The sequence below is a fragment of the Pseudomonas brassicacearum subsp. brassicacearum genome (genome assembly GCF_008801605.1).
GTDB classification, from domain to species: domain Bacteria; phylum Pseudomonadota; class Gammaproteobacteria; order Pseudomonadales; family Pseudomonadaceae; genus Aquipseudomonas; species Aquipseudomonas brassicacearum.
Genome location: NZ_VZPJ01000011.1, coordinates 184,950 through 209,959, shown reverse-complemented (window position 1 = coordinate 209,959; position 25,010 = coordinate 184,950). Strand labels below are relative to the sequence as shown.

The 25,010-nt window shown below is 61.3% G+C and carries 16 protein-coding genes; 12 read left to right on the top strand and 4 right to left on the bottom strand.

The window, feature by feature from the left end:
- Both F7R20_RS23320 and F7R20_RS23315 read left to right on the top strand, forming a co-directional pair.
- A complete protein-coding gene (locus tag F7R20_RS23320) occupies window positions 1-2,097 on the top strand; it encodes a biotin/lipoyl-binding protein (RefSeq protein ID WP_003196577.1) in 2,097 nt (698 codons plus the stop codon).
- Window positions 2,098-2,106: 9 nt separating this feature from the next.
- Window positions 2,107-2,598, top strand: coding sequence for a GNAT family N-acetyltransferase (locus tag F7R20_RS23315; RefSeq protein WP_003196579.1), 492 nt, complete (start codon window positions 2,107-2,109; stop codon window positions 2,596-2,598).
- Between the two features lie 176 nt (window positions 2,599-2,774).
- Here the strand turns inward: F7R20_RS23315 and F7R20_RS23310 are convergent, their stop codons facing one another.
- Both F7R20_RS23310 and F7R20_RS23305 read right to left on the bottom strand, forming a co-directional pair.
- Window positions 2,775-3,086 (bottom strand): DUF6916 family protein, encoded by a 312-nt coding sequence (locus F7R20_RS23310; protein WP_003196581.1) that lies wholly within the window; start codon window positions 3,084-3,086, stop codon window positions 2,775-2,777.
- Between the two features lie 46 nt (window positions 3,087-3,132).
- Window positions 3,133-3,720, bottom strand: coding sequence for a phage tail protein (locus F7R20_RS23305; RefSeq protein ID WP_003196583.1), 588 nt, complete (start codon window positions 3,718-3,720; stop codon window positions 3,133-3,135).
- A gap of 305 nt (window positions 3,721-4,025) precedes the next feature.
- Between F7R20_RS23305 and F7R20_RS23300 the strand changes: the two genes are divergently transcribed.
- The 5 genes from F7R20_RS23300 to F7R20_RS23280 are packed head-to-tail and all read left to right on the top strand — an operon-like array spanning window position 4,026 to window position 15,457.
- Window positions 4,026-4,871: a sulfotransferase family protein gene (locus F7R20_RS23300; RefSeq protein WP_003196585.1), complete on the top strand. Its 846-nt coding sequence runs from the start codon at window positions 4,026-4,028 to the stop codon at window positions 4,869-4,871.
- A gap of 52 nt (window positions 4,872-4,923) precedes the next feature.
- The gene (locus F7R20_RS23295; protein WP_081352600.1) at window positions 4,924-12,162 is read left to right on the top strand and encodes an Ig-like domain-containing protein; all 7,239 of its coding nucleotides are present in this window, start codon (window positions 4,924-4,926) and stop codon (window positions 12,160-12,162) included.
- A gap of 41 nt (window positions 12,163-12,203) precedes the next feature.
- Window positions 12,204-13,718, top strand: coding sequence for a TolC family protein (locus F7R20_RS23290; protein WP_003196589.1), 1,515 nt, complete (start codon window positions 12,204-12,206; stop codon window positions 13,716-13,718).
- Window positions 13,719-13,730: 12 nt separating this feature from the next.
- On the top strand, window positions 13,731-14,516 hold the full coding sequence (locus F7R20_RS23285; RefSeq protein WP_003196591.1) for an aspartyl/asparaginyl beta-hydroxylase domain-containing protein: 786 nt from the start codon (window positions 13,731-13,733) through the stop codon (window positions 14,514-14,516).
- The gene (locus tag F7R20_RS23280; protein ID WP_003196594.1) at window positions 14,504-15,457 is read left to right on the top strand and encodes a sulfotransferase family protein; all 954 of its coding nucleotides are present in this window, start codon (window positions 14,504-14,506) and stop codon (window positions 15,455-15,457) included. The genes F7R20_RS23285 and F7R20_RS23280 overlap by 13 nt, the downstream gene beginning before the upstream one ends.
- A 120-nt stretch (window positions 15,458-15,577) precedes the next feature.
- On the opposite strand, the gene F7R20_RS23275 is transcribed toward F7R20_RS23280, so the two are convergent.
- On the bottom strand, window positions 15,578-16,339 hold the full coding sequence (locus F7R20_RS23275; protein ID WP_003196596.1) for a slipin family protein: 762 nt from the start codon (window positions 16,337-16,339) through the stop codon (window positions 15,578-15,580).
- Window position 16,340: 1 nt separating this feature from the next.
- On the bottom strand, window positions 16,341-16,865 hold the full coding sequence (locus F7R20_RS23270; RefSeq protein ID WP_003196597.1) for an NfeD family protein: 525 nt from the start codon (window positions 16,863-16,865) through the stop codon (window positions 16,341-16,343).
- A gap of 148 nt (window positions 16,866-17,013) precedes the next feature.
- On the opposite strand from F7R20_RS23270, the gene F7R20_RS23265 reads away from it, so the two are divergent.
- From F7R20_RS23265 to F7R20_RS23245, 5 genes are all read left to right on the top strand, one after another.
- Window positions 17,014-17,259: a DUF2789 domain-containing protein gene (locus F7R20_RS23265; RefSeq protein ID WP_003196599.1), complete on the top strand. Its 246-nt coding sequence runs from the start codon at window positions 17,014-17,016 to the stop codon at window positions 17,257-17,259.
- A 213-nt stretch (window positions 17,260-17,472) separates the two neighbouring features.
- Window positions 17,473-18,054, top strand: a complete 582-nt coding sequence (locus F7R20_RS23260; RefSeq protein WP_003196600.1) for an alpha/beta hydrolase — start codon at window positions 17,473-17,475, stop codon at window positions 18,052-18,054.
- Between the two features lie 47 nt (window positions 18,055-18,101).
- Window positions 18,102-19,025: a sigma 54-interacting transcriptional regulator gene (locus F7R20_RS23255; protein WP_003196603.1), complete on the top strand. Its 924-nt coding sequence runs from the start codon at window positions 18,102-18,104 to the stop codon at window positions 19,023-19,025.
- Window positions 19,026-19,263: 238 nt separating this feature from the next.
- Window positions 19,264-20,223 (top strand): hypothetical protein, encoded by a 960-nt coding sequence (locus tag F7R20_RS23250; RefSeq protein WP_027912155.1) that lies wholly within the window; start codon window positions 19,264-19,266, stop codon window positions 20,221-20,223.
- Between the two features lie 28 nt (window positions 20,224-20,251).
- Complete coding sequence (locus F7R20_RS23245) at window positions 20,252-24,991, top strand: RHS repeat domain-containing protein (RefSeq protein WP_003196605.1); 4,740 nt, start codon at window positions 20,252-20,254, stop codon at window positions 24,989-24,991.
- Window positions 24,992-25,010: the final 19 nt, after the last annotated feature.

Genomic DNA, 25,010 nt, shown 5'->3' with positions numbered 1-25,010 from the left:
ATGGAGCTGCCGAGCCTGCGGCCGGACCTGCAACTGTCCCCGGCGGCGCCGGACCCGGACGGTTCGCCGCAGTGGACCTTGGCCGATCCGGTGCGCGGGCGCTATTTCAAGCTTGGCGCGGCGGCGATGCGCATGTTGCGACACTGGTCCCTGGGTGATCCGGAGCAGGTGCTGCAAGCCGCGAACCGCGAGCCAGGCCTGCCACTCAATGGTGAATCGCTGGAGCAGTTGCTGGGTTTCTTGCGCGGTCATGATCTGATCAGCGCGATGGACCCGCAACAGCGCGACAGCTATCTCTTCAAGACCGCCGCGCAGCGCCAGAGCCTGTGGCAGATCCTGCTGCATCAATACCTGTTTTTTCGCATTCCGCTGTGGCGCCCGGACGCTTTTCTCAATCGTGCCTGGCCCTGGTTGGCGCGGTTCGGCCCCGGGATCCTGCGCTATGGTCTGCCGCTGACCTTGGGTGCCGGCATTTTCCTGGTGTCGCGGGACTGGCAGCGATTCATCGCGACGTTTCCGCACCTGTTCAGCCTGGGCGGTGCGCTGGCGTTCGGGACGGCGTTGCTCTTCGCCAAGCTGTGCCACGAATTCGGCCATGCATTCATGGCCAAGCGTGCGGGCTGTCGTGTGCAAAGCATGGGCGTGGCATTCATGGTGCTGTTGCCGATGTTCTACACCGACGTCAGCGATGCCTGGCGGATCAATGACCGCCGCGCGCGGTTGCTGATCGGTGCCGGCGGGGTCCTGGCCGAGCTGGTGCTGGCGTGCATCGCGTTGCTGGCCTGGTCGCTGCTGCCCGACGGGCCGGCGCGCACCGCGGCGTTCATGCTGGCCAGCGCCACCTGGATCACCACGCTGGTCATCAACCTGAACCCCTTCATGCGCTTCGATGGGTATTTCCTGCTCAGTGATTTCTGGGCGGTGGATAACCTTCAGGGGCGTGCGTTCGCCCTGTGCCGCTGGCGCCTGCGTGAAGCCTTGTTCGGTTATGGCGCGGCGGCGCCGGAACCCTGGTCGCCGAAGATGCGGCGCCGTTTGCTGGTGTGGGGCTATGGCTCCTGGCTGTGGCGGGCGTTGTTGTTTTTCGGGATTGCCCTGGCGGTCTATCACCTGTTCTTCAAGGTGCTGGGCATTTTTCTGATGATGGTGGAATTGGTGTGGTTCATTTTTATGCCCATCGTGAATGAATGGCGGCAATGGTGGAGTCGCCGTGAGCAGGCCCACGGCGTTAGGGTGCTCCTGAGCAGCCTGGTGGTGCTGGCTTTGCTGTTGGTGCTGTTGCTGCCCTGGCGCAGCGCGGTGGAAGTGCCGGCCATGCTCGAGGCCGGGCGTGCCAGTGCCTTGCACGCGCCGGTGGCGGCCCGGGTCAAGCAGGTGAATGTGCGCGACGGCCAGACTGTGGCACAGGGCGATGTGTTGATTGAGCTGGAGTCGCCGGACATGGCGTCGCGCCTGACCATCGTGCGCCGGGAAATCGAGATCCAGCAGTTGCAGATGCGGCGTCAGGCCGGGCGCAGCGAAACCGCTGCCGATGCCGGCATCATCGAACAGCGATTGGCCGAAGCGGTGGCCGAATACCGGGGCCTGGTCGCCCAGCGTGAACGCCTGTTGCTGCGCGCGCCCCATGCCGGCCAAGTGCGCGACTTGTTGCCGCAACTGTCGGTCGGGCGCTGGTTGTCGCCCACGCAGGCGCTGGCGCGGGTGGTGCAGACCGATTCGCGATTGCGCGGGTACTTGACCGAAGCCGAGCTTTGGCGGGTCGAGCCGGGGGCCACGGGACGGTTCATTGCGGACGATCCGATGCACACCTCCATCGCCGTGCAACTGAATGAAATCGATACCAACGGCGTGGCCTGGGTCGAACAGCAAGCGTTGACGTCTGATCATCACGGACCGATTGCGGTGCGCCGCGACTCGCAGCAACGGGCCGAGCCGGTGCAGGCGCAATACGGCGTGCGCCTGAGTGCGGTGGGCGATACCTCTGCCCCGGTGCAACCGCTGCGTGGGGTGGCGGTGTTGCAGGGCGAGGGCGAGTCGGTGTTGGGAGCGGCCTGGCGTCGGTTGGCGGCGTTGGGTGTCAGGGAAAGCGGGTTCTAAGGGGCGAGCATGGATTCAGTGGCAGCAGAGGGATTGGTGGTGCGTCCATCGCGGGTCAGCGATGGACCGTTCTTGCAGGGCCTGTACCAGGCGGCGCGACCGGACCTGCAGTGGATCGACGGTGAGCACGAGCAAGTGCAACAGGTGCTTGCCCAGCAGTTCCAGGTGCAGGAGCAAGGGTTGGGCGAGAACTTTCCCAATGCCATGCATTACGTCGTGGAAAAACTCGGCACCGCCATCGGCGCCTTGAGCACGGATTTCGGCCCCAATGAAATTCGCGTGCTGTACCTGGCCTTCATCCCCCAGGCGCGTGGGCAAGGTTATGGCCGGACGGTGCTGCAAGGGGTGCAGAAAGCCGCGCAACAGATCCGTTGCCCGGTGGCGACCGTGGTCTGGACCAGCAATCCCCATGCCCGCCGGCACTACCTGGCGCTGGGTTTCGAAGTACAAGAGCGCAGCCCGGCGGCGGAGCGGTTGGTCTGGTATCCGAAAGGCAACTGAGCAAGTCTTGCAGGCACTATAAATTCCTGTGGGAGCGGGCTGTGTGGGAGCAAGGCTTGCCCGCGATGAAAACGCCGCGGTCTCTTGAGGACCGCTGCGCCTGGATCGCGAGCAAGCTTTGCTCCCACACAGCCCGCTCCGACAATAGGTCTGTTTTGAACTCGGGTTTTGTGTGATCAGTTAAACGCGATGTAGAAATACCCCAGCGCCGGATCCCGTCCCATGGGTGGCATCCGTGACACGAATACCCCCTCGATCTTGCCCAGTTCCGGCACTTCCAGCTCGCAGAGGCCGTCCACGAACGGCGTACTTTCCAGGCTGTTGAGTTCCACACTGAAGGGCATGCGCTCGATGTTCGGCAGCTTTGCCCGAGGTGTTTCTTCGAGGGTTTCGAAGCGCACCGGCAGGCGACTGCCGTCGGGCAGGGTCAGGCTGCCGGTCTGGCCCAGCAGCGGTTGGAAATGGCGGCTATGAACCTGTTGCAGCATGTCGAGACTCCAAAAGGCCGGAGGACCGTAGCCCTCCGGCGATTCATCAGTTACGGGACGGGAAGAGGCCATTCAGCGCGACGCTGAAGTTGATCGCCAGGAACGGGTTCATTATCTCCATTGGCAAACCGTTGCCTGTGGCGGAAATCGTGCCGTTAACGGTGGTGGTCACTCCCTGCAACGGCACCGGCGAGGCGCCTATCTTGTCGGAATAGATCGCCGCCGATCCCGGCCCGGTGCCTGAGGTGCCGATGAACGAGTTGGTGGCCGTTGGGGTATTCACCGGGTTGCTGGCCGGGTTGGCCAGTTGCAGGGTGGTCGAGGCACTGATGCCTGCGAGCGTGTGGGTGTGGTTGGGCAGGTTGTTGATCGTTGCTGTGACGTTTTCGGTACCGGAAACTTCGCCGATGACCCGCGGAGTCAGGCCCAGGCCGTTGCCTTGCCCCAAGGGCAGGCGGCCTTGCAAGTTGGGCAGCATGAAGTTGGTGGTGCCGTTGCCTCCGTAGTAGGTGCCGAGCAGGGAGAACAACGCCTGGTATTGGGAGATGCCGAGTGTCTGCCCGTTGCACAGCGCCCAGCCATTGGGCGCGAAGTTAAAGGCGAATGACTGGATAGTGCCCATAAATACTTCCATAGATTCCTCATCCCTTCAGATTGTTGGTATGGCGACGCGGGCAGGGTCTGGGGGAGGAGAGGTGCGATCAGTCCTACTCCTTAACCCCTGGCCTGGTCACGCACGCTGAGCGTAGACGCGGTTGTTTCATTCTGCTGGGTGAAAAGGGCATGAAAATACTTCGAGTTCGCTTAATCGATTCACGTATGCCGTGGGCCTGTACCGTCCATCTTTTTTACGGTTCAAGGTGTATTTGATGTCAAAGTACTACTAGTCGGCGATTATTTCCTCGGCTACGCTTGGCGATACAAAGGGACTACAAACAGGTGAAGGGATTGCCGCAGTTTCACTTTATCTCCGGTTTACCGCGCTCGGGCTCGACCCTGCTTTCTGCCATTTTGTTGCAGAACCCGCGCTTTCATGCCGGCATGACCAGTCCCGTCGGTTCGCTGTTCAGCAGCGTCCTGCAGCAATGCAGCGCCGGCAGCGAGTTCGGCTCGGTCATCGACACCGACCTGCGCCGCCGCCTGCTGCGCGGTCTCTTCGATTCCTACTACGCCGACAAATCCGACAAGCCTGTCATCTTCGATACGAACCGCCAGTGGTGCGCCCGCTTGCCTGCCTTGCAGGATCTGTTTCCCCAAGCCAAGACCATCGCCTGTGTGCGCAACGTCGCCTGGGTGCTCGACAGCCTGGAGCGGCTCTACCGCGCCAATCCGTTCGAAAACACCAAGCTGTTCAACGACGATGACGAGCGCAACACCGTCTACAGCCGCTGCGAAACCCTGGCCCAGCGCAACCGCCTGGTGGGGTTCGCCTGGACGGCGCTCAAAGAGGCCTATTACGGTGAGAACGCCGAGTCGCTGCTGATCGTTGATTACGATTTGTTGAGCCAGGCCCCGGAGCGGGTGATGCGCCTGGTGTACGACTTCATCGGCGAACCCTGGTTCGAGCACGATTTCAATCACTTGACCTACGACGCGCCGGCCTTCGACCAGGCCCTGGGCGTTGCCGGCCTGCACAAGGTCAAGCCCAAGGTCGCGCCGCAAGCCCGGCGGACCTTGCTGCCGCCGGATCTGTTTGAAAAGTATGCCGAGTTGTCGTTCTGGCGCGATGGGTCCGCAAGCGCCGCCAATGTCATTCGTATGAAAACCGACGCCGCGATCAGCTGATTGCGGTTTTTTTCATTTGCGTGTTCAAGAAGTTCGAGTCCAGGTGATCGTCATGTGGTGGAGTAAAGGCAAATCGCGGGTAACCGAGGGCGCACAGGCCCTGGCATCGCCAATGATCATGTCCCTGGAGCCGCGAATGCTATTCGACGGCGCGGTGGCGGCAACCGTGGCCGACGCTGCTCAACCGGATGCACATCCGACGGCCGATGCGGCCAAGACGCCCACGGCGGACCAGCCGGCCGACACCCATGCACCCCAGGGCCAGGTCGATGCCACCGAGGCTGCCGTGCCGGGCAAGTCTGTGGTGTTCGTCGATTCCCGGGTCAAGGATTCCGCCAGCCTGCTCGAAGGCGTGGCGCCTGGTACCCAGGTCGTGCAACTGGATGCCAGCAAGGACGGCTTGCAACAGATCGCCGATTACCTGGACACCCACCAGGGCATCAGCTCGGTGCAGATCATCGCCCACGGTAACGCTGGTGATTTGTGGCTGGGCAACAGCTACCTGTCGGCGGATAACGTCCAGGCCCGCAGCGAAGTGCTCGCGCAGATCGGCCAGGACATGAATGCCGGTGGCGATATCCTGATCTATGGCTGCTATACCGCCGAAGGCGAACGTGGCTTGAGCCTGGTCGATTCATTGGCGCAGTTGACCGGCCGCGATGTAGCGGCGTCCGACGACCGTACCGGCCTGGGCGGCGACTGGGACCTGGAAATCGCCACCGGCAACATCGAAAGCGCCAACGTGCTCTCGAACTCCGCCATGAGCGAGTACCAATGGGGCCTGGCCACCTGGACCGCCACCAATAACCTCAATTCGGGTATCGGTTCTTTGCGCGCAGCCCTGGGTTCGGCGCAGAACGGTGACATTGTCACGTTCAATACCAGCATGACCGTCGCGCTGACCCAAGTGCTGGTGGTCGATAGAAACGTCACCATCGATGGCGACCTCAACAACGACAACGTCGCCGATGTGACCCTGGATGGGCAATATCGCACCCAGATCATCAACGTGACGTCGGGTACCACCGCCACCCTCGATGGCCTGGTCATTACCCGGGGCATGGTGGCAGGCAACGGTGGTAACGGCGGCGACGATGCGCTGGTGTCCCAGGGCGGCGGCATCTACAACGCCGGCACCTTGACCCTGAGAAACGTCACGGTGACCGCGAACGCCGCTTCGGGCGGCGGCGGTGGCGGTGGTGTAACGCCGCAGTACGCCGGTGGCGGCGGTGGTGGCGGTGGCGCGATCACTGGCGGTACCGGTGGCAAGGGCGGCGACACGCTCAACTCCACGGGCTCCAACGGCACGGCCGGACAAGGGGGCGCGGGCGGCGGCTTCTTCAACATTGGCGGGCGTGGCGGTTCCACCACGGGTGGCGCGGGCGGTGCGGCTTATCCAGGCTACAGCACCGGTTCGGCCGGCGGCACGGCCACCAGCGGAGGCTTGTCCATCGGCGGTGGCGGCGGTGGCGATGGTTATGACGACATCGGCGGCGCTGGCGGCGGCGCGGTGGGGGGTATCTACAACGATACCGGCGCAACCCTGCGGATCATCGGCAACTCGGTCATCTCCAACAACGTCGGTGCCGGCGGTGGTGGTGGTGGCGGCGGGGCTGGCGGTAGCTATCTCCAGGCGGGTGGTGCGGGTGGTGTCGGTGTCGGCGCCATCTGGAACAAAGGCTCGATCCTGATCACGGCTGCCAACTTCGCGGCCCTGGCCGGTAACGTCGGTGGCAGCGGCGTGGGAGGGACAAGCGCTGGCAGCGCTGGCGTTTCGCCGGCGTCGGTGGCCAACGTCTACGGGGATGGCGGCACCATCAACACCAACTATGTGCCGGACGAGACGCCGCCCACCGCGACCGTCGTGGTGGCCAATACCAACCTGAACTCCGGTGGTACGTCGACGGTGACCATCACCTTTTCCGAAGCCGTTACCGGCCTTACCGCAGCGGACCTGACGGTGCAGAACGGCAGCGTCGGCACCTTGACCAGTGGCGACGGTGGCATCACCTGGACTGGTACGTTGACCGCGGCCAGCAACATCGCCGACACCACCAACATCATCACCCTGAACAATACCGGCGTCGCCGACCTGGCCGGCAATGCCGGGGTGGGCACCACCGACTCGAACAATTACATCGTCAATGACACCGTGGCACCCACGGCGTCCATCGTGGTGAGCGACACGGCCCTGAGGATTGGCGAGACCTCCACGGTCACCATCACCTTCTCCGAAGCCGTTTCCGGCTTTACCACGGCCGACATGACGGTGGCCAACGGTACGCTTAGCGGCCTGAGCAGCAGCGACGGTGGCATCACCTGGACGGCCACGCTGACGCCGGATGCGGCGATCACCGATACATCCAATCTCATTGTCCTGAACAATACGGGCGTGGCGGACCTCAATGGCAACGCCGGCGTGGGGACGACCAACTCCAACAACTACGCCATCGACACGCAACGCCCGACCGCCACCATCGTGGTGTCTGACACCGCGCTGCGCGTCGGTGAAACCTCCGTGGTGACCATCACGTTCAGCGAGGCGGTGAGTGGTTTTACTACCGCCGACCTGACGGTCGCCAATGGCACGGTCACCGGCCTGAGCAGCAGCGACGGTGGTATCACCTGGACCGGGACGCTCACACCAAGTGCCAGCGTCAGCGACACCACCAACCTGATCACCCTGGATAACACCGGCATTGCCGACCTGTCCGGGAACGCCGGCAGCGGGACCACCGACTCCAACAACTACGCCATCGACACCGCGCGCCCGACCGCCACCATCGTGGTGGCCGATACCGCGCTGAACATCGGCGAAACCTCGCTGGTGACGATCACCTTCAGCGAGGCGGTGACCGGTTTCACCCTGGCTGACCTCACCGTTGCCAATGGCTCCTTGAGCGGCCTGAGCAGCAGCGACGGCGGCATCACCTGGACCGCGACGCTCACCCCGAGCGCCAGCACCACCGATGCCACCAACCTGATCATCCTGGCCAATACCGGTGTGGCGGACGCGGCGGGCAACACCGGCAGCGGCACCACCAGTTCCAACAACTATGCCGTCGACACCCAGCGTCCGACCGCGACTATCGTCGTGGCCGACAACGCCTTGAGCGTCGGCGAAACCTCGCTGGTGACCATCACCTTCAACGAAGCGGTGACAGGCTTTACCACCGCCGACCTGACGGTCGCCAACGGTACGATCACCGGCCTGAGCAGCGGCGACGGCGGCATCACCTGGACCGGCACGCTCACGCCAAGTGCCAGCGTCAGCGACACCACCAACCTGGTCACCCTGGATAACACCGGCATTACGGACTCAGCCGGCAACGCTGGCAGCGGGACCACCGATTCCAATAACTACGCCATCGACACCGTGCGTCCGACCGCCACCATCGTGGTCGCCGACACGGCCATCGCCGTTGGCGAAACATCGCTGGTGACGATCACCTTCAGCGAGCCCGTGACGGGTTTCACCCTGGCGGACCTGACCGTCGCCAACGGCAGCCTGAGCGGCCTGAGCACCAGCGACAACATCACTTACACCGCGACCTTCACGCCGAGCGCTGGCATCAGCGATACCACCAACCTGATCACGCTCAATAACACGGGCGTGGTGGACGGTGCAGGCAACGTCGGCAGCGGTACCACCGACTCCAACAACTACGTCGTCGACACGCTGCGCCCGACCGCCACCATCGTGGTTGCCGATACGGCGCTGAGCGTTGGCGAAACGTCGCTGGTCACCATCACCTTCTCCGAAGCGGTGACCGGTTTCGACAATTCGGACCTGAGCGTGGCCAACGGCACGTTGAGTGCCGTCAGCAGCAGCGATGGCGGCATCACCTGGACCGCCACCTTCACGCCAGCCCTCGGGGTCAGCGACACGTCCAACCTCATTGTCCTGAACAACACCGGCGTCAGCGATGCGGCGGGCAACACCGGTACCGGCACCACCAACTCCAACAACTACCAGGTCGACACCAACGTGCCGACGGCGACCATCGTGATTGCCGATACCACATTGAGCATCGGCGAGACGACGTTGGTCACCGTGACGTTCAACTCGGCGGTCAGCGGGTTCGACAACGCGGACTTGACCGTCAGCAACGGTACGCTCAGCACCATGAGCAGCACCGACGGCGGCGTCACCTGGACGGCCACGTTCACGCCGAGCGCGAGCATTTCCGACACCAGCAACGTGATCACCCTGGACAATACCGGCTTGATCAACGCTGCGGGCAACGCCGGCGTGGGCACCACCGACTCCAACAACTATGCTGTCGATACAGTGCGCCCAACCGCGACCATCGTCGTGGCCGACACCGCCATTGCCGCTGGCGAGACCTCGCTGGTGACCATCACCTTCAACGAGGCCGTGACGGCATTCACCAGTGCTGACCTGACGGTCGCCAACGGCGTGATCTCCGGGCTGAGCAGCAGCGATGGCGGCATCACCTGGACTGCGACCTTCACGCCGACCAGTGGCGTCACGGACACCAGCAACGTCATCTCGCTCAACAGCGGCAGCATCGTTGACCTGGCGGGCAACCTCAATGTCGGCGGCACCGACTCCAACAACTACGCGCTGGACACCGAACGTCCGACCGCAACGATCGTGCTGGCCGATGCCAACCTCAGTGTCGGCGAAACCTCGCTGGTGACCATCACCTTCAGCGAGGCGGTGACCGGTTTCACCAACGCTGACCTGAGCGTTGCCAACGGCACGCTGAGTGCCGTCAGCAGCAGCGATGGCGGCCTGACCTGGACTGCGACCTTCACGCCGACCCTCGGTGTGCGGGATACATCCAACCTGATCATCCTGGACAATACCGGCGTGAGTGACGCGGCGGGCAACACCGGAACCGGCACGACCAACTCGACCAACTACGCGATCGACACGCAGGTGCCGACGGCGACCATCGTGGTGGCCGATACGTCTCTGAGCATCGGTGAAACCAGCCAGGTGACCATCACCTTCAACGAAGCGGTGAGCGGTTTCGACAACAGCGACCTGACCATCAGCAACGGCACGCTGAGCAACGTGTCGTCCTCCGACGGTGGCGTTACCTGGACGGCCACGTTCACACCGAGCGCGAGCATTTCCGATACCAGCAACCTGATCACCCTGGACAATACCGGTGTCGTCAACGTCTCAGGCAACGCTGGCGTCGGCACCACCGATTCGAACAACTACGCCGTCGACACCGTGCGCCCAACGGCGACCATCGTCGTCGCCGACACCGCCATTGCCGCCGGTGAGACCTCGCTGGTGACCATCACCTTCAACGAGGCCGTGACCGGTTTCACCGACGCCGACCTGAGCGTCGCCAACGGTACGCTCAGCGGGTTGAGCAGCAGTGACGGCGGCATCACCTGGACCGCGACTTTCACTCCGACCAGTGGCGTCACGGACACCAGCAACGTCATCACCCTTGCCAACAGCGGCGTCGCCGACCTGGCGGGCAACGCGGGCAGCGGCACCACTGATTCGAACAACTACAGCGTCGACAGCCAGCGCCCGACCGCCACTATCGTGCTGAGCGATTCGGTGTTGAAACCGGGTGAAACCGCGCAGGTGACCATCACCTTCAGCGAGGCGGTGACCGGCTTCAGCAACGCTGACCTGAGCGTCGCCAACGGTACCCTGAGCGCCGTCAGCAGCAGCGATGGCGGCCTGACCTGGACCGCAACCTTCACGCCGACCCTGGGCGTGACCGACACCAGCAACCTGATCACCCTGGACAATACCGGCGTGAGCGACGCGGCCGGCAATACCGGGACCGGCACTACCGATTCGGCCAACTATGCAGTCGAGACGCAGGTGCCGACGGCCACGATCGTGGTGGCCGACAGTGCGCTGCGCATAGGAGAAACCTCGCAGGTCACCATTACGTTCTCGGAAGCGGTGAGCGGTTTCGACAACAGCGACCTGACCATCAGCAACGGTACGCTCAGCAATGTGTCGTCCACCGACGGCGGCGTCACCTGGACGGCCACGTTCACGCCGAGCGCCAGCATCACCGACACCAGCAACCTGATCAGCCTGGACACCAGCGGCGTGGTCAACGCCTCGGGCAACAGCGGTGTCGGTGTGGTGGACTCCAACAACTACGCAATCGACACGGTTCGCCCTGGCGCCACCATCACCGTGGGCGATACCACCCTGGGCATTGGCCAGAGCACCACCGTGACCATCAGCTTCACCGAGGCGGTGTCCGGTTTCGACTTGTCGGATCTCAGTGTCGCCAATGGCGTGTTGTCCAACCTTGCCAGCAGTGACGGTGGCCTGACCTGGACCGCGACCCTGACGCCGACTGTGGGCGTCAACGATGCCACCAACCTGATCCTGCTCGATGCCGGCAATGTGCAGGACCTGGCCGGTAACGCCGGCGTGGGCATCGCGATTTCCGCCAACTACGCACTCGACGCCACCCGGCCGACGGCAACCATCGTGGTCGCCGACCCGAATCTGACAGTGGGCGAGACGACCCAGGTGACCTTCACCTTCAGCGAAGCGGTGACGGATTTTGACCTGTCGGACCTCAGCGTCACCAACGGTGAACTGACCAACCTGACCACCAGCGATGGTGGCAAGACCTGGACCGCGACGTTCACACCGACGGTGAACCTCACCGACCCGAGCAATTTCATTGCCCTGGACACCAGCAACGTCAGCGACCAGACGGGCAACGCCGGGGCCAGCGTGGCGGTGTCCAACAACTATGCGATCGACACTGTGGTGCCCAACGATGTGAAGCCGCCGCCGGAGTTCCTGACCACCGATCCGGTCACGGTTATCCCGCCGTCCGAGGTGCCGTTGCAACCGATCGTCTTTACCCCGCCGACCGGCAACCTCGGTTCGCCGCTGGGCTTCCCGCCGCTGTTCGAGCAACGGGACGTGGGCGGTGGCCTGCGGCCGATCGGGGATATTTTCATCAACCATGGTGCGCTTGCGCCGAGCTATATCGCCCAGGTCTTCAGCACTGACGCCGCCGGCGACGGTAGCGGCCAGGGGTTCCTGGGCTTTGGTGGTGGTGATGGCGGGGTGTTCGGCACCAGCACGCTGTCGACCCTGTTCAACCAGGACTCCGGCTCCGAGGGCGAATCAATGGACGCCTTCGACAGCCAGTCGATGCAGGGCGGCGATGTTTCCCAAGGGCTGCGCGGGACGTTCGGGGCGCCGACCCTGGGTCAGCAACTGCAACACCTCAAGGACACTGAACAGCGTCAGGTCGACAGCCTGGCGAGCGCGTTACAACAGGTCGGCATCAGCCAAGTGCAGGCCTGAATTCTAAAAAAATATTGGGGCAGCCAGGGGCAATCCAGGGAATGAATAGAAGTCAGAAGTTATTCGGTATGAGTTTGCTGGCGTTGGTGGTGAGTGGTTGTGCGGTCACCAGCGATCCGATCGAGCGTAGCGTCAGCGAACAGCGCGCTCGAACCGACCTGCAGAATATGTACAAGGATCAGGAGCCGCTCAGCGGCCCGCTGACCCTGCACCAGGCCATGGCCCGGGCAGTGAAGTACAACCTCGAAGGCCGCTTGAAGATCATGGAGGAAGCCCTGGCCAAGCGTCAGTTGGACCTGGCCAGTTTCGACATGCTGCCGCGCATGGCCCTGGACGCCGGTTATGTGGGCCGCAACAACGTCAACGCCTCCAGCAGCCAGAGCGTGGAAACCGGCACCCAGTCCCTGGAGCCGTCGACCTCCCAGGACCGCGACCGCGAGGTGGCGGACCTGACCATGGTCTGGAACGTGCTCGATTTCGGCGTCAGCTACATCAGCGCCAAGCAGGCCGGGGACCAGCGCCTGATCGTGCAGGAGCGCCGGCGCAAGGTGATCAACACCATCGTCCAGGACGTGCGTTCAGCCTACTGGCGCGCCATGGCCGCCGAGCGCCTGCTCAAGCAGATCGACAGCCTGATGGCCCGGGTCGAGACGGCGCGGGACAATAGCCAGAGCATGAGCGAACAGCGCATTGGCGACCCGGTGCAGGCCCTGGGCTACCAGCGCTCGCTGATCCAGGCTACTCGCCAGCTCGAAGAGCAGCGTCGGGCGCTGTCCCTGGCCAAGACCGAACTGGCGACCCTGATCAACTTGCCCTTGGGCACCGAGCTGACCCTGGCGACCCAGGATGAATACGCCATCCCGGAACTCAAGGTCGACCTGGCCCGTCTCGAACAGGAAGCCCTGGCCAGCCGTCCGGAACTGCGCGAGCAGGATTACCAGACCCGCATCACCGCCGCCGAAACCCGCAAGGCCATGCTGCGCCTGCTGCCGGGGCTGGAGTTTTCCGCCGGCGGGCATTACGACAGCAACTCGTTCCTGGTGGAACAGGGCTGGGCCGACTATGGCGTGAAAGTCACCTGGAACCTGTTCAACGTGATTTCCGCCCCGGCGGCCATCGACGTGGCCAAGGCCGGTGAAGAAGTGGCGTCGGCGCGGCGCCAGGCGATGTCGATTGCCGTGTTGGCGCAGTTGTACGTGGCCAATGCCAACTATCGCGAAGCGCTGCGCCAGTTCAAGACCAGCCAGCAACTGGCGGACATCGACGGGCAGATTGTCGGTCAACTGCGCAACCGTCACGAGGCTGCCGGCATTGGCGAGCTGGATCTGATCCAGGGTGAACTGAACACCCTGCAGGCCGATCTGCGCCGGGACCTGGCCTACGCCGACCTGCGCAACGCTTATGGGCAGATCTTCGCCAGCGCCGGTCTGGACCCGCTGCCAAACGAAGTGCAATCGACCGCAGTCCAGTCGATTGCCTCGGCGCTGGCTAATCGTGAAGCAGCCTGGGCCCAAGGCGACATCACGGTGCCGACGACGGCCGCGGTGACTCAATAACCGGGCGCTGGCATGACGCGCCCGGCGTTTTCCCGGCTGCCGGTGGCGGTGAACCTGCCGTTGCTGTTGCAGGCACTGGCCGCCGTTGAAGACGAGCGCTGGCAGGGGCATTTCAACAGTGCCTATTACAGCGGCGACTGGAGCGGGGTGGCGCTGATCTCGGCGGCGGATGCCGTCACCGAGCTGTCGCCCGGGCGCGGTCAGCCCCTGCACCGCGCGCCTTGGTCAACGGATGGCCGTTGGCATGAGGCGTTGCGCGACTGGCCCCTGGAGATCGTCTCGGCCCGGCTGCTGCGGCTCGGGCCCGGCGGGTGCATCCACGAACATCGCGACTATGACCTGGACGGGCCGGACGCCGACCTGCGCCTGCACGTGCCGCTGCTCAGCTCGCCTGGCGTGGACTTCTTCCTGGATGGGCAAATCATTCCGATGACGGCGGGCGAGTGCTGGTTCCTCGACCTGGCGCGACCTCATCGAGTTGTGAATCGAAGCGCTCATTCGCGGGTTCACCTGGTGCTCGATTGTCGTCCTGGGCCTTGGCTGGCACAGCAGATTGCCGATGGGCTGCCCACCACACCCGCTGTGGGCGTCGGGCCAAGCGACTTTGTCCTTTTTCGGCAGCGTGTAGAAACGGATCCCCATCTCGCCCGAACCTTGCAGAACCTGCATGAGCCGGAAGCTTTCATTGACTCCGCTCTGGCGCTGGGGGCCGAACGAGGGCTTCATTTCACCCGGGAGGAGTTGCGGGCTGCGATGCGCACCGGTCGCCAGCAGTGGAGAGACCAATGGAAGACCTGAATCTGCATGGCTGGTTGCCGATCCGCGTATGGCAAGAGGCCGGGCAGTGGCGGGTCGATTGGTGCTGGTTCGGCGACGCGCGACTGTCGCAGCCATTCTTCGGCGACGCCGTGGAAGACGCCCTGCGCTTGCCCTTCAACCAGGCGTTCCGCCGCCAGACACCCTTGGACGTGTTCGGTCAGTGGCAACGACAAAGCCCGGGCCTGGCGCCCAGTGCGTTCATTTTCCATGCCTCCCGCTGCGGCTCGACCTTGATCAGCCAGATGCTTGCCCAATTGGACGATCACATCGTTATCTCGGAACCACCGCCCCTGGATACGTTGCTGCGCAGTGATCTGTCGCCTGCCGAGCAGTGCGTGGCGCTCAAGGGCTTGATGTCCGCCTATGGGCAGCGCCGCCGAGGCGTGGAGCAACGCCTGGTGGTCAAACTCGACGCCTGGAACATCGGTGAGCTGGCGCTGTTGCGTGAGTGTTTCCCCGACACGCCCTGGCTGTTCCTGTACCGCGACCCCTTGGAAATCGCCGTCTCCCACCTGCGGCGTCCCGGCATGCACATGGTGCCGGGGATGATCGGGGCGACGGTCCTGGACGATGGATTGCCGTTCGGCAGCCCGGAAGATTTCATCTCGCGTCGGGTGGGACGGTTGTTGGCGACGGGTTTGGAACACTGTCAGGTATTTGGCGCAATGGCGGTCAACTACACCGAACTGCCCGAGGCGATGACGGGCAGGCTGGCGGCGTTTTTCCGGCTCGATGATGAGCAATGCGGGCAAGTGTTCGCAGCGGTCGGGCAGCACGCCAAGCAGCCGGCGCAAGCGTTTGTAGGCGATAGCGAGGACAAGCGCCGGGAGGCTTCGGCGTTGTTGCGTGAGCGGGTCATGCGCTGGGCGCAGGGGCCCTATGAAGCTCTCGAAACATTGCGCTATGGCGAGGGGTTCTAGCGAAACGCCGCACTTCCCCATTGTGGGAGCAAAGCTTGCTCGCGAAACAGGCGCCTCGATTTCTGAAAGACCGCATCGCCGCCATCGCGGGCCAGCCTTGCTCCCACAGTGGGCAATGCATCAAGCCTTGTTGGGCGACAACTCCGCCATCCCCTTGAGCAATTCAATCGGCAAGGGGAAGACGATGGTGGAGCTTTTATCCCCGGCAATCGAGCCCAGCGTCTGCATGTAGCGCAACTGCATGGCGCCCGGCTGGCGGCCGAGCATTTCGGCGGCCTGCATGAGTTTTTCCGAGGCTTGAAGCTCGCCTTCGGCGTGGATCACCTTGGCCCGGCGTTCCCGCTCGGCCTCGGCTTGGCGGGCGATGGCGCGGATCATCGATTCGTTGAGGTCCACGTGCTTGATCTCGACGTTCGCCACCTTGATGCCCCAGGCGTCGGTCTGGGCGTCGAGCACTTGCTGGATGTCGCCGTTCAATTGCTCGCGCTCGGCCAGCAATTGGTCCAGGTCATGCTTGCCGAGGACCGCGCGCAAGGTGGTCTGGGCCAGTTGGCTGGTGGCCATGAGGAAGTTTTCGACCTGAATGATGGCTTTCTGCGGATCGAGCACGCGGAAATACAGCACCGCGTTGACCTTCACCGAGACGTTGTCGCGGGTGATCACGTCCTGGGGCGGCACGTCGAGGACAATGGTGCGCAGGTCGACGCGGATCATCTGCTGCACCACTGGAATCAGCAGGATCAACCCCGGCCCCTTGACCTGCCAGAACCGTCCGAGCTGGAACACCACTGCTCGTTCATATTCACGCAGGATCCGGAATGTCGAAGCCGCCAACGCGATCAACAGCAACAACAGCATCGTAAAACCGATTTGCATACCCATCTCAGACTCCTTGCGAATCAGCGGGGGCCACTTCCAGCAGCAAACCCTTGCGAGTGATGACACGCACCGCTTGCCCTGGCCGCAGCGGCGTCGCGCTTACCACCTGCCAGCGTTCGCCTTCCAACCGGACCCAGCCATGATGATGATTGCCGGCCTGCAATGCGGTCACCGTCGTGACACTGCCCAACAGCGCGGCATCGCCGCTGAAAGGTCGGCGCGGTCGTGTTTTCAACGCACGGACCAACAGGACGATCAGCAGCAAAGCACTGACCAGGCCCAGGCCGAGCATCAGCGGAACCGGGACTTCGGCGTTGGTCAGGATGACCGCGCCAATCACACACAGGACAATCCCGCCCAGCCCCGCGACGCCGTAATTGGGCAGGGCCGCCTCGAAGACCAGCAAGCCCACGCCAAAGGCGATCAGCCAGAAAGCCATCGGGTCGGTATATGGCAGCGCGAGGCCATCGGCGCCGAATGCAGGCCCGCTGATCGCCAGCAGCGCAACCGTCAACCAGTGAATGTTCACGGGATCCTCCGCAACGTGTATTCGTCGGGACGTTATCCAAAGTCTAGTCGAGTCGAGGGTTGATTGAATTTTGATCAGTCTGGCGGTCGGCGAGGGGCTAGACTGCGGAGAAACACCCCGCCATCTCCATTATGTTCAGGAGGCCCGTATGGAAACCCCAATTCACCCTCTTTCCTCATTATTCAAGCAACTTGGCTTGCCCGATGACGCTCAGGGCATTGATCAATTTATCACCAGCCATTCACCCCTCAAGCCTGGGCTGCACCTGGCCGATGCGTTTTTCTGGAGCGAGGGCCAGCGGCAAATGTTGCGCGACGAGATCCTCGAGGATGCGGACTGGGCGGAAGTGATCGACCAGTTGGATGTGTTGTTGCGCAAGGGGCGTAGCGAGTGAGATCGACGCATTACCTGTGGGAGCGAGCTTGCTCGCGATAGCGAACGGTCGGTCAGCATGGATGTACCAGACATACCGCTATCGTGAGCAAGCTCGCTCCCACAGGTTCGAGTTAATATTCCTTTCAGGTCTTAACAAATAGCTTCTTATTCCTTAAGTAATATAGCTCTCCTCCCTATACTCGTCCGGGAACAGACACGCAGGAGAGCACCCATGCGCAACGAATCGATTCGCTACCTGATTGTGCCGGGCTGGCAAGGATCGCCGGAAAATCATTGGCAAACCCACTGGCAGAACAGCTTGCCCAACAGCGCCCGGGTCGAGCAGGCCGACTGGGTCACGCCCCGGCGTGAAGACTGGGTCGCGGCGCTGGCCGAGGCCGTGGCCGCCGACAGCACGCCAGTGATCCTGATCGCCCATAGCCTGGGTTGCATCACGGTGGCTCATTGGGCCGCCACCGCGCCGGTGCAATTCCTGCGACAAGTCCGTGGGGCGTTGCTGGTGGCGCCGGCGGATGTCGAGCGGCCAGCCTGCGCTCCGGCGCTGCGCAACTTCGCGCCGATTCCCACTGATCTGTTGCCGTTCCCAAGTCAAGTGGTCAGCTCCGACAACGACGCCGCCGTGAGCGCCCCGCGTGCCCTGGAACTGGCGCGCAATTGGGGAGCCGAGGCCGGGATCCTGGCGGGGGCGGGGCATATCAACGTGAAGTCCGGCCACCAGCGCTGGGAGCAGGGTTTCGCTTATCTCTATCGTCTGCAAAACCGCATGGAGCATCACGCCCTGCGTCGCGCCTGAATTTTTAGCGCCCCCCGTCTCCCGGCGGTCTGGGGCGGGAGCCAGCCATGAGTTTGCATGAAACCTTCGGTCAGCCCTTGCTGACCTTTCCCGATGCGGAAAAAAGCCCCCTGAGCATTCGCGCCAAGGCGCTGGTGTTCGTCGACCCCCGTTCACGGCAGTTGCGCCAGGAATTGGAGCAACTGGCACCCCGTGCGATTTCGGTGCTGATACGCGGCGAAACCGGTAGCGGCAAGGAACTGCTGGCCCGGCATATCCATCGCGAAAGCGATCGCGGCGGATTGTTTGTGTCGGTCAACTGCGGCGCTATCAGCCCGACCTACGCCGACGCCGAACTGTTCGGTTATGCCGCCGGCAGCTACAGTGGCTCGGCCAGCAGCCGGGCCGGTTGGTTCGGCTCGGCCAACGGCGGCACCCTTTACCTGGACGAAATCGGCGATTTGCCACTGCCGATCCAGATCAAGTTGCTGGCGGCCCTGGAGAACCACGAAGTCACCCGTGTCGGCGCGCATCAGCCCAGTCCGGTGGATGTCCGCCTGGTTGCGGCCACCAGCATCGACCTGGCGCAAGCAGTGGCCGCCGGGAAATTCCATGAGCGGCTCTATCACTACCTGAGTGAAGGCCGGCTCGAATTGCCCGCCCTGCGTGAGAGAGTGGGCGATATCCTGTCATTGGCCGAGTATTTCCTGGGCATCTACAGCCAACGCCTGGGCCTGACAGTGCCGCTGATCAGCGAAGCGGCGCAACTCGCACTTGAACAGCACAGTTGGCCGGGCAATACCCGCGAACTGGAGAATGTCATTCATTTTGCGTTGTTGGTGAGCACTGGGGATTACATCTTGCCAGAACATCTTAACTTGCCAGCCCTGACGGAACCTTTGGCGGTGGTAAAGCAGATGGCTCTAACGTTAGTCAGGTCCGGCAATCATCAGCAACTGGAGCAGTTGAAAGAGTGGTTTGCTGAACTCTGATTTGTGCATGTGCCCGCCGATTTTATTTAGCCCCGACGGCTGTGCCGTCGGGGCGATTTGTTATGTGAGTATTAAAAGTATTGCCTTGATAATGTTATGTCAGTCGTTAAGTTATATATTTTAATATAAATAATATGTTTGATTTGTCCGCTTGATTTACGGAGGTTTTGTGGCCGTTAATTGAATGGCGCAAGCAGTTTTGACTTGCGAATTCATTAACTAAAGGTCGAGGTTTAAAATGCAGTTTGGAAATGATACGTCTGTCGTGGCAAATGCTCCTGCATGGTTCGAGTTGCAAGAGTTCAAGATTTTTTCAGTGTCGGGTGGTAACCGAGTATATAGGAATGGTCGTCAACAGCTGAAGGTCAGGGTAGTTGTCGCGGTGGCAGATGCGTTCCATAGGAGAGTTCCCCTGACCCAGTCCGAACTTGACTCCATCGTTTTGGTCGATGCATCGAGTGGGTTGCCTTTGTCCAAAAAAAACAGATACGGCCCGGAGGGTACCCATGTATGGGAGTACATGGAGTTCCAAGATAGTCGATTTCGCGAACTGCCTCACAACGGCCCTGTGCCTGGTTCGGTACCGCCGGGACCGTTCGTCTATGTAGTGGATTTTTATGTCAGCAGCACTTCGTATACACCCATTAGAGTGCGGCCGCGAATAACGCGGGCGGACGGCGAGATGTTCCAGTTTGATACGAAAACCGAACTGGCATCTCTTCAATTGTATTCGCTTCCTGTGGCGGTTTATCGGGCAGAACAGTATTCGCTCAATCGCACTTCGGCCCCCTACGCCTCCACCTCGCGTGACATTGAAAAGGTCGAGGTTTTTGTCTTGGAACTGATCATTGATCAGCAGCGAATTGAGTTCGTAACGGGCTTCAATATCGGCACTCATCCGCGGATAGGAAGCTCGGATCGCCGATACACAGGTTATTACCTGGTTGGCTATGGCAATGGCAGGTATATGCGAACAGGCGGGGCTCCGAGGTGGGAGCGACCTGATGCGTTGGGAGGGAGTCGCAGCGAAGAAGGGCAGGTTGCTTTGGTACTTGCCTACGGCAAACACGGGGGGGATGTGTGGGTCCGAGACCCTGTATCCAACACGCTTATGGAATTTCAAGATATGTATGGGAATCCTCACCAACTGCGCTTGGAGCTAACCGATGATCCGCTTTTGGTCCGGATTCATCGATAAATAAAAAGACGTTTTCAAGGACGATCCCATGAGTAACTCAACCTCTCCTTCCGGGCAGTTAACTTCGGCTGCCTTCAAGTTTGATAGTTTTGTCCGTTCGGGTGTGGACCCCCGTACCGGTACCTACAGCTGCAGTGTGGCGCTGGACGCGGTGCCGGCTGAGGCAGCCGGCGGCCCGAAGGTCTCACTGACCCTTTCATACGATTGCTTCAATGATAGGAATCTGGGCCTCGGAACCGGCTGGTCTCTTCGTACCTGCAGTTACGATCAACGTCGACGTAAATTGACATTGACGAACGGAGAGACCTATCAGCTATTTATCAGCGGTGGCCAGGTAACTTTCCTTGATAAGAAGCTCGATAACCTACTCGTCACGATACAAGACAATGAAATGCTTATTAAGCACATCGATGGCAGGATTGAAATTCTTTCACGCCCCAGCGCGACCTATAACGAGTGGCTGCTGGAGCGCGAGTATTGGCCCGATGGCAAGGAAACGCTCTACCAGTATCATCTCCTGTCCGGAACGCGACAGTTGGCGACGGTCCATCATCAGCGTCGACGGGTCTTGCATATCGACTATGCCCTGAACAGCCCGGAGCCACCGTCAATTACCGTGTGGCCGGATATTCCCTCCAAGAGGCTTCAGTACCTGCTTGCGCTACGGCTTGGAGAGCTCCAGGGCATCAAGCTGGTTACCGCTGAAAATACCGAGTTGAATTGGAACTTTGGCTATTCCCCGATCAATGGCTTCTTGGTGATGAGCGAAGTTCATCAGCCAAACGGTGCCCAGGAAAGTCTCACGTACAAGAGTCAGGGGCATAGGCTACCCGACGGTGCACCAGTCCCCGACATGCCGTACGTCACCCAATCGGTCATGTTTCCCGGCGGAGACCAGCCGGCGATTATCAATACATACCAGTATTCGCCTAGAAACTTCCTTGGCAATGCCTCAGGTTTTCGCTGGTCCGCTGAGCGTGATGTGCTTTATAGCGTCAGTAGCGATTATCAATACTCCTGCACTCAGATTCAGTGGATCCTTGATAGAAACGGTCGACGCGAATACTCACGAATTATTCGTACCTACAACCGCTTCCATTCGATGATTTCACAAAGGACGATCTGCGGCAGCACGATGCAACTGCGGGAGATCCAATATCACGATGTGCCCGATAAGGCTTTCAGCAATCAGCCTCCACAGTTCCAGATGCAACGCGCCGTGCATGACAGCTTTTTTTTCAACACCAGCGCGACTGAGGATATGGGGCGCAGCAACGTCCGGACGGAGACCACCCGGACGTCTTATGACGTGCATGGAAACCTGTTGGAAAAAACCAGTCCATGCGGTGCCCGGGAGATTTATGAGTACTTCCCGGCACAAGGATGCGTGGATTGTCCACCCAGCCCCATAGGCGTGCCTTGTTTCCTCAAGCGCAAGTCGATACACCCTTCGCCTGATTTCGCCACCGCACCTACCACCGTCGTTCATTACACCTACAGCCAATCGCCCTCACTGCTTGCTGGGCGTCCCTGTGTTCGGCTCGCCAGTGAAACACTCTACGAAGAGGGCATCAGCGAGCCACGGGTGGACTGTCGGTTGAAATACATCAACAACGTTAGTGACGTCTTTCATGGGCGGTTGCAGAGCAAAGTTGAAACGGTAGGTGGCGTGCGGAGCGAATATCGTTACGCCTACCAACATGAAAACGATAACGTTCGCACCGACCAGACCTTTAGCGCCCAAGGACTGAGCCATCTACGACAGGACTGGCATGACGTATGCGGATGGTTGATCAAGAGCAGTGAGGCCGGTGGCTGCGTGGTCAGCATGGAATACGATTCGCTGGGGCAGTTGACCCGTGAAACGGTAATGCCCGACACCGGCCACTCTGCGTCGCGTGAGTTCATCTATCAGTCGGCGCCCGGCGGTCATGCCACCGTCACTGTCAAGGACGCCCGCGGCGGCCTGACAGTGACCCGCAGCGACGGACTGGGTCGCACCCTGAACGTCGAGAAACAGGACGTCGATATGCCCGGCGCGCCGATGCGGGTCGTTTATGAGGCCCGATACGACGGCCTCGGTCGCCTGCAGTCGGATAAACAAATCGATTGGTTCAACGGCGAGCCGAAAACGCTGGAAACGCTTTACGACTACGACCAGTGGGGGCATCAGAACCGTACCAATCGTCGTGGGCAAGTGATCGTTCATGATGAGATCGATCCTGTGGCACGCACTCGTACCCACTGGACGGATGGTGGCGGCAAGACCTGTACATTCCTTAACGCTCTGGAGAAACCAGCGCGCGTCGAACGTATGGATCTGTCAGGCGTTGTGCGGGAGGTCACTGTCTATGACTACGATGGCTTGGGACGGTGTATCAGGCAAATCGCTTCCGACGGTGCGGTTACCCGCTACACATACGATTTGGCTGGCCGTGTGCTGAGTACGACTCTACCGGACGGTACTGTCATCGAGAAAAAGTACGCGCTGCAAAGTCAGGCTGATCACCCCACGCAAATCAGCGCGAACGGCTATGTACTGGGAACTCGTGCCTACGATGGGTTGATGCGCATTACCGACAATCAATGCGGCGGTCGCAGCGAACGAATGAGCTATGCGGGTTCCAGCAGGAACGCTTCGCGCAAGCGCACTCCCGCCGGGAAAGAGCTGCGGTTCACACTTGATCCAATGCTCGATGATTGCATCACCAGCCGCTCCGGCAGCCAGGCATCCGTCGCCACGAAGCATCGGTTTGATCCGCACACCGGCTTGCTTCAGGAAGCGGCCAATTCGCTGGTGCAGCGGCGTATGGAATATGGTCCTTCAGGCCGGCTCAGCCGAGAATCCTGGGTCACTGCGCTTGACCGGTTCGATAGTGAGCAAACCTATTCATTGATGGGTAAGCCGATTGGCCATACCGACGTCAACGGCATGGCCCGCATCTGTCTTTATGATCAAACGGGACGCCTGTCGGGAGTCACACAAGGCCCAGTCAGCGCCTCCGCTCAAGAACGCATCACCGCCACCTATTCGTACGACGCCCAAGGGCTCGTCAAGTGCATCACCGTCACCGATCCTCGATCAGGCCTTTCGATGGTCACCGATCTGGTATACGACGAGTTTGGCCGCGAAATCCTTAGACGTTCCGCCTCCTCGGCCAATGACGTCGTCGAGGTCGCCCAGTCGTTCGGCCCGGGGGATAAGCTCAGCCGGCGTACGCTCAAGTCAAACGGGGTGCTGCGTGTCGAGACGTTTGCCTATGATTTGCGGGGCCGATTGACCCGTTACGCCTGTCAAGGCCCGCAGGCGCCCGTGGACGTACAGGGCAAAATCATCACGTCGCAGGATTACACCTATGACTATCTCGATAATATCCGGCGGGTCGTCACGCGTTTCGCGGGCGGCGAGAACACCGCCACGTACCGATATGACCTGGCTGACAAAACGCAACTGAGTGCTGTTACCCACAGTCATCGCGATTATGTGTCCGCCAATTCGACCTTCCGATATGACGACGACGGCAACTTGCTCAACGACTCATGGGGTCGCCAGCTGACCTACGATGAATTGGGCCGCCTGGAGCGCGTGAGTTCGGCTGACTCAAGGTCGACATTGGCGCGCTATCGGTACGATGCTTCGGACCGGCTTCATGCCGTTGAGTTGATGGGGCAGGAGCCGTATCGCCGGTTCTACCGAGAAGAGCAGTTATCCAGCGAGGTAACGGAAAAGGGCAGTCGCAGCATCGTTCGCGAAGAACGACAGTTGTTGGCGTTGTTGCAGGGGCAAGAGACAGCGTTATTCAGAACCGATGGCTGCGGCAATGTCCTGCAAGCACTTTCTGGCGGCGACAATCCCCATCACGCCTATTCGCCTTATGGCCAACGCCCGGGGGGAGACGGGTTGGGCAGCCTGTTCGGTTTCGGCGGCGAACCGCTGGATCCGGTCACTGGCTGCTACCTGCTTGGCAATGGCTATCGGGCCTACGATCCGGTACTGATGCGATTTCATAGGCCCGACAGTTGGAGTCCTTTTGATGGCGGTGGCCTGAACCCCTATGCCTATTGCCTCGCAGACCCGATCAATCTCAGCGATCCGACCGGTCATATTTCTACCTGGGGCTGGATCAAGATCGGCCTTACTGCTGCTTTCGCGATCGCCTCTGTTGCATTCACCATTGCGACACTTGGCGCATCCGCGCCATTGGTAGGGGTGTCGTTTTCGGCTGCGGCGGCCTTGACGCTGGAGGTGGTGGGAGGCGCGGTATCGATTGCGTCGGTGGTGTTGGAAGAGGCCGCGCCGGACGCCGTTGCCGCTCAAATCCTGAGCTACACCAGCCTTGCCTTGGGCGCCGTCTCCGGCGGGGCTGCGCTGGCCGGCAAATTGCTGGGAAGGGGGACATCGCTAGCCCTGCGCAAAACCGTTGATTCGCTCGGTGACGTGGTGACGCTGGGTCGCAGCAATGTGCGCGCGACACGTGTTGGCGGCTACTCCAAGGCCGCGAGCCCTTTGGTTCGGGAAGGCCAGCGCAACTTCATCGGCCTGCAAGACGATCTCGCCAACGTGCTGACGGCCAAGGATGTAGTCGGCTACGCCAATTACCCGGTTAAAGGCGTCACCTATACAATCGAGAGAGAAAAATACATTGAAAAGGCCAAAGGGTATCTTCGACAGGCGGACGAATGGTTCAGCAATCATGAGCGAGCTGAAGCCCCCGAAGATATTTACGGTGAAGTCAGGAAGCGAGGCTCGGACATCCGATTTGCATGACGAAGGTACCTCCGTATGT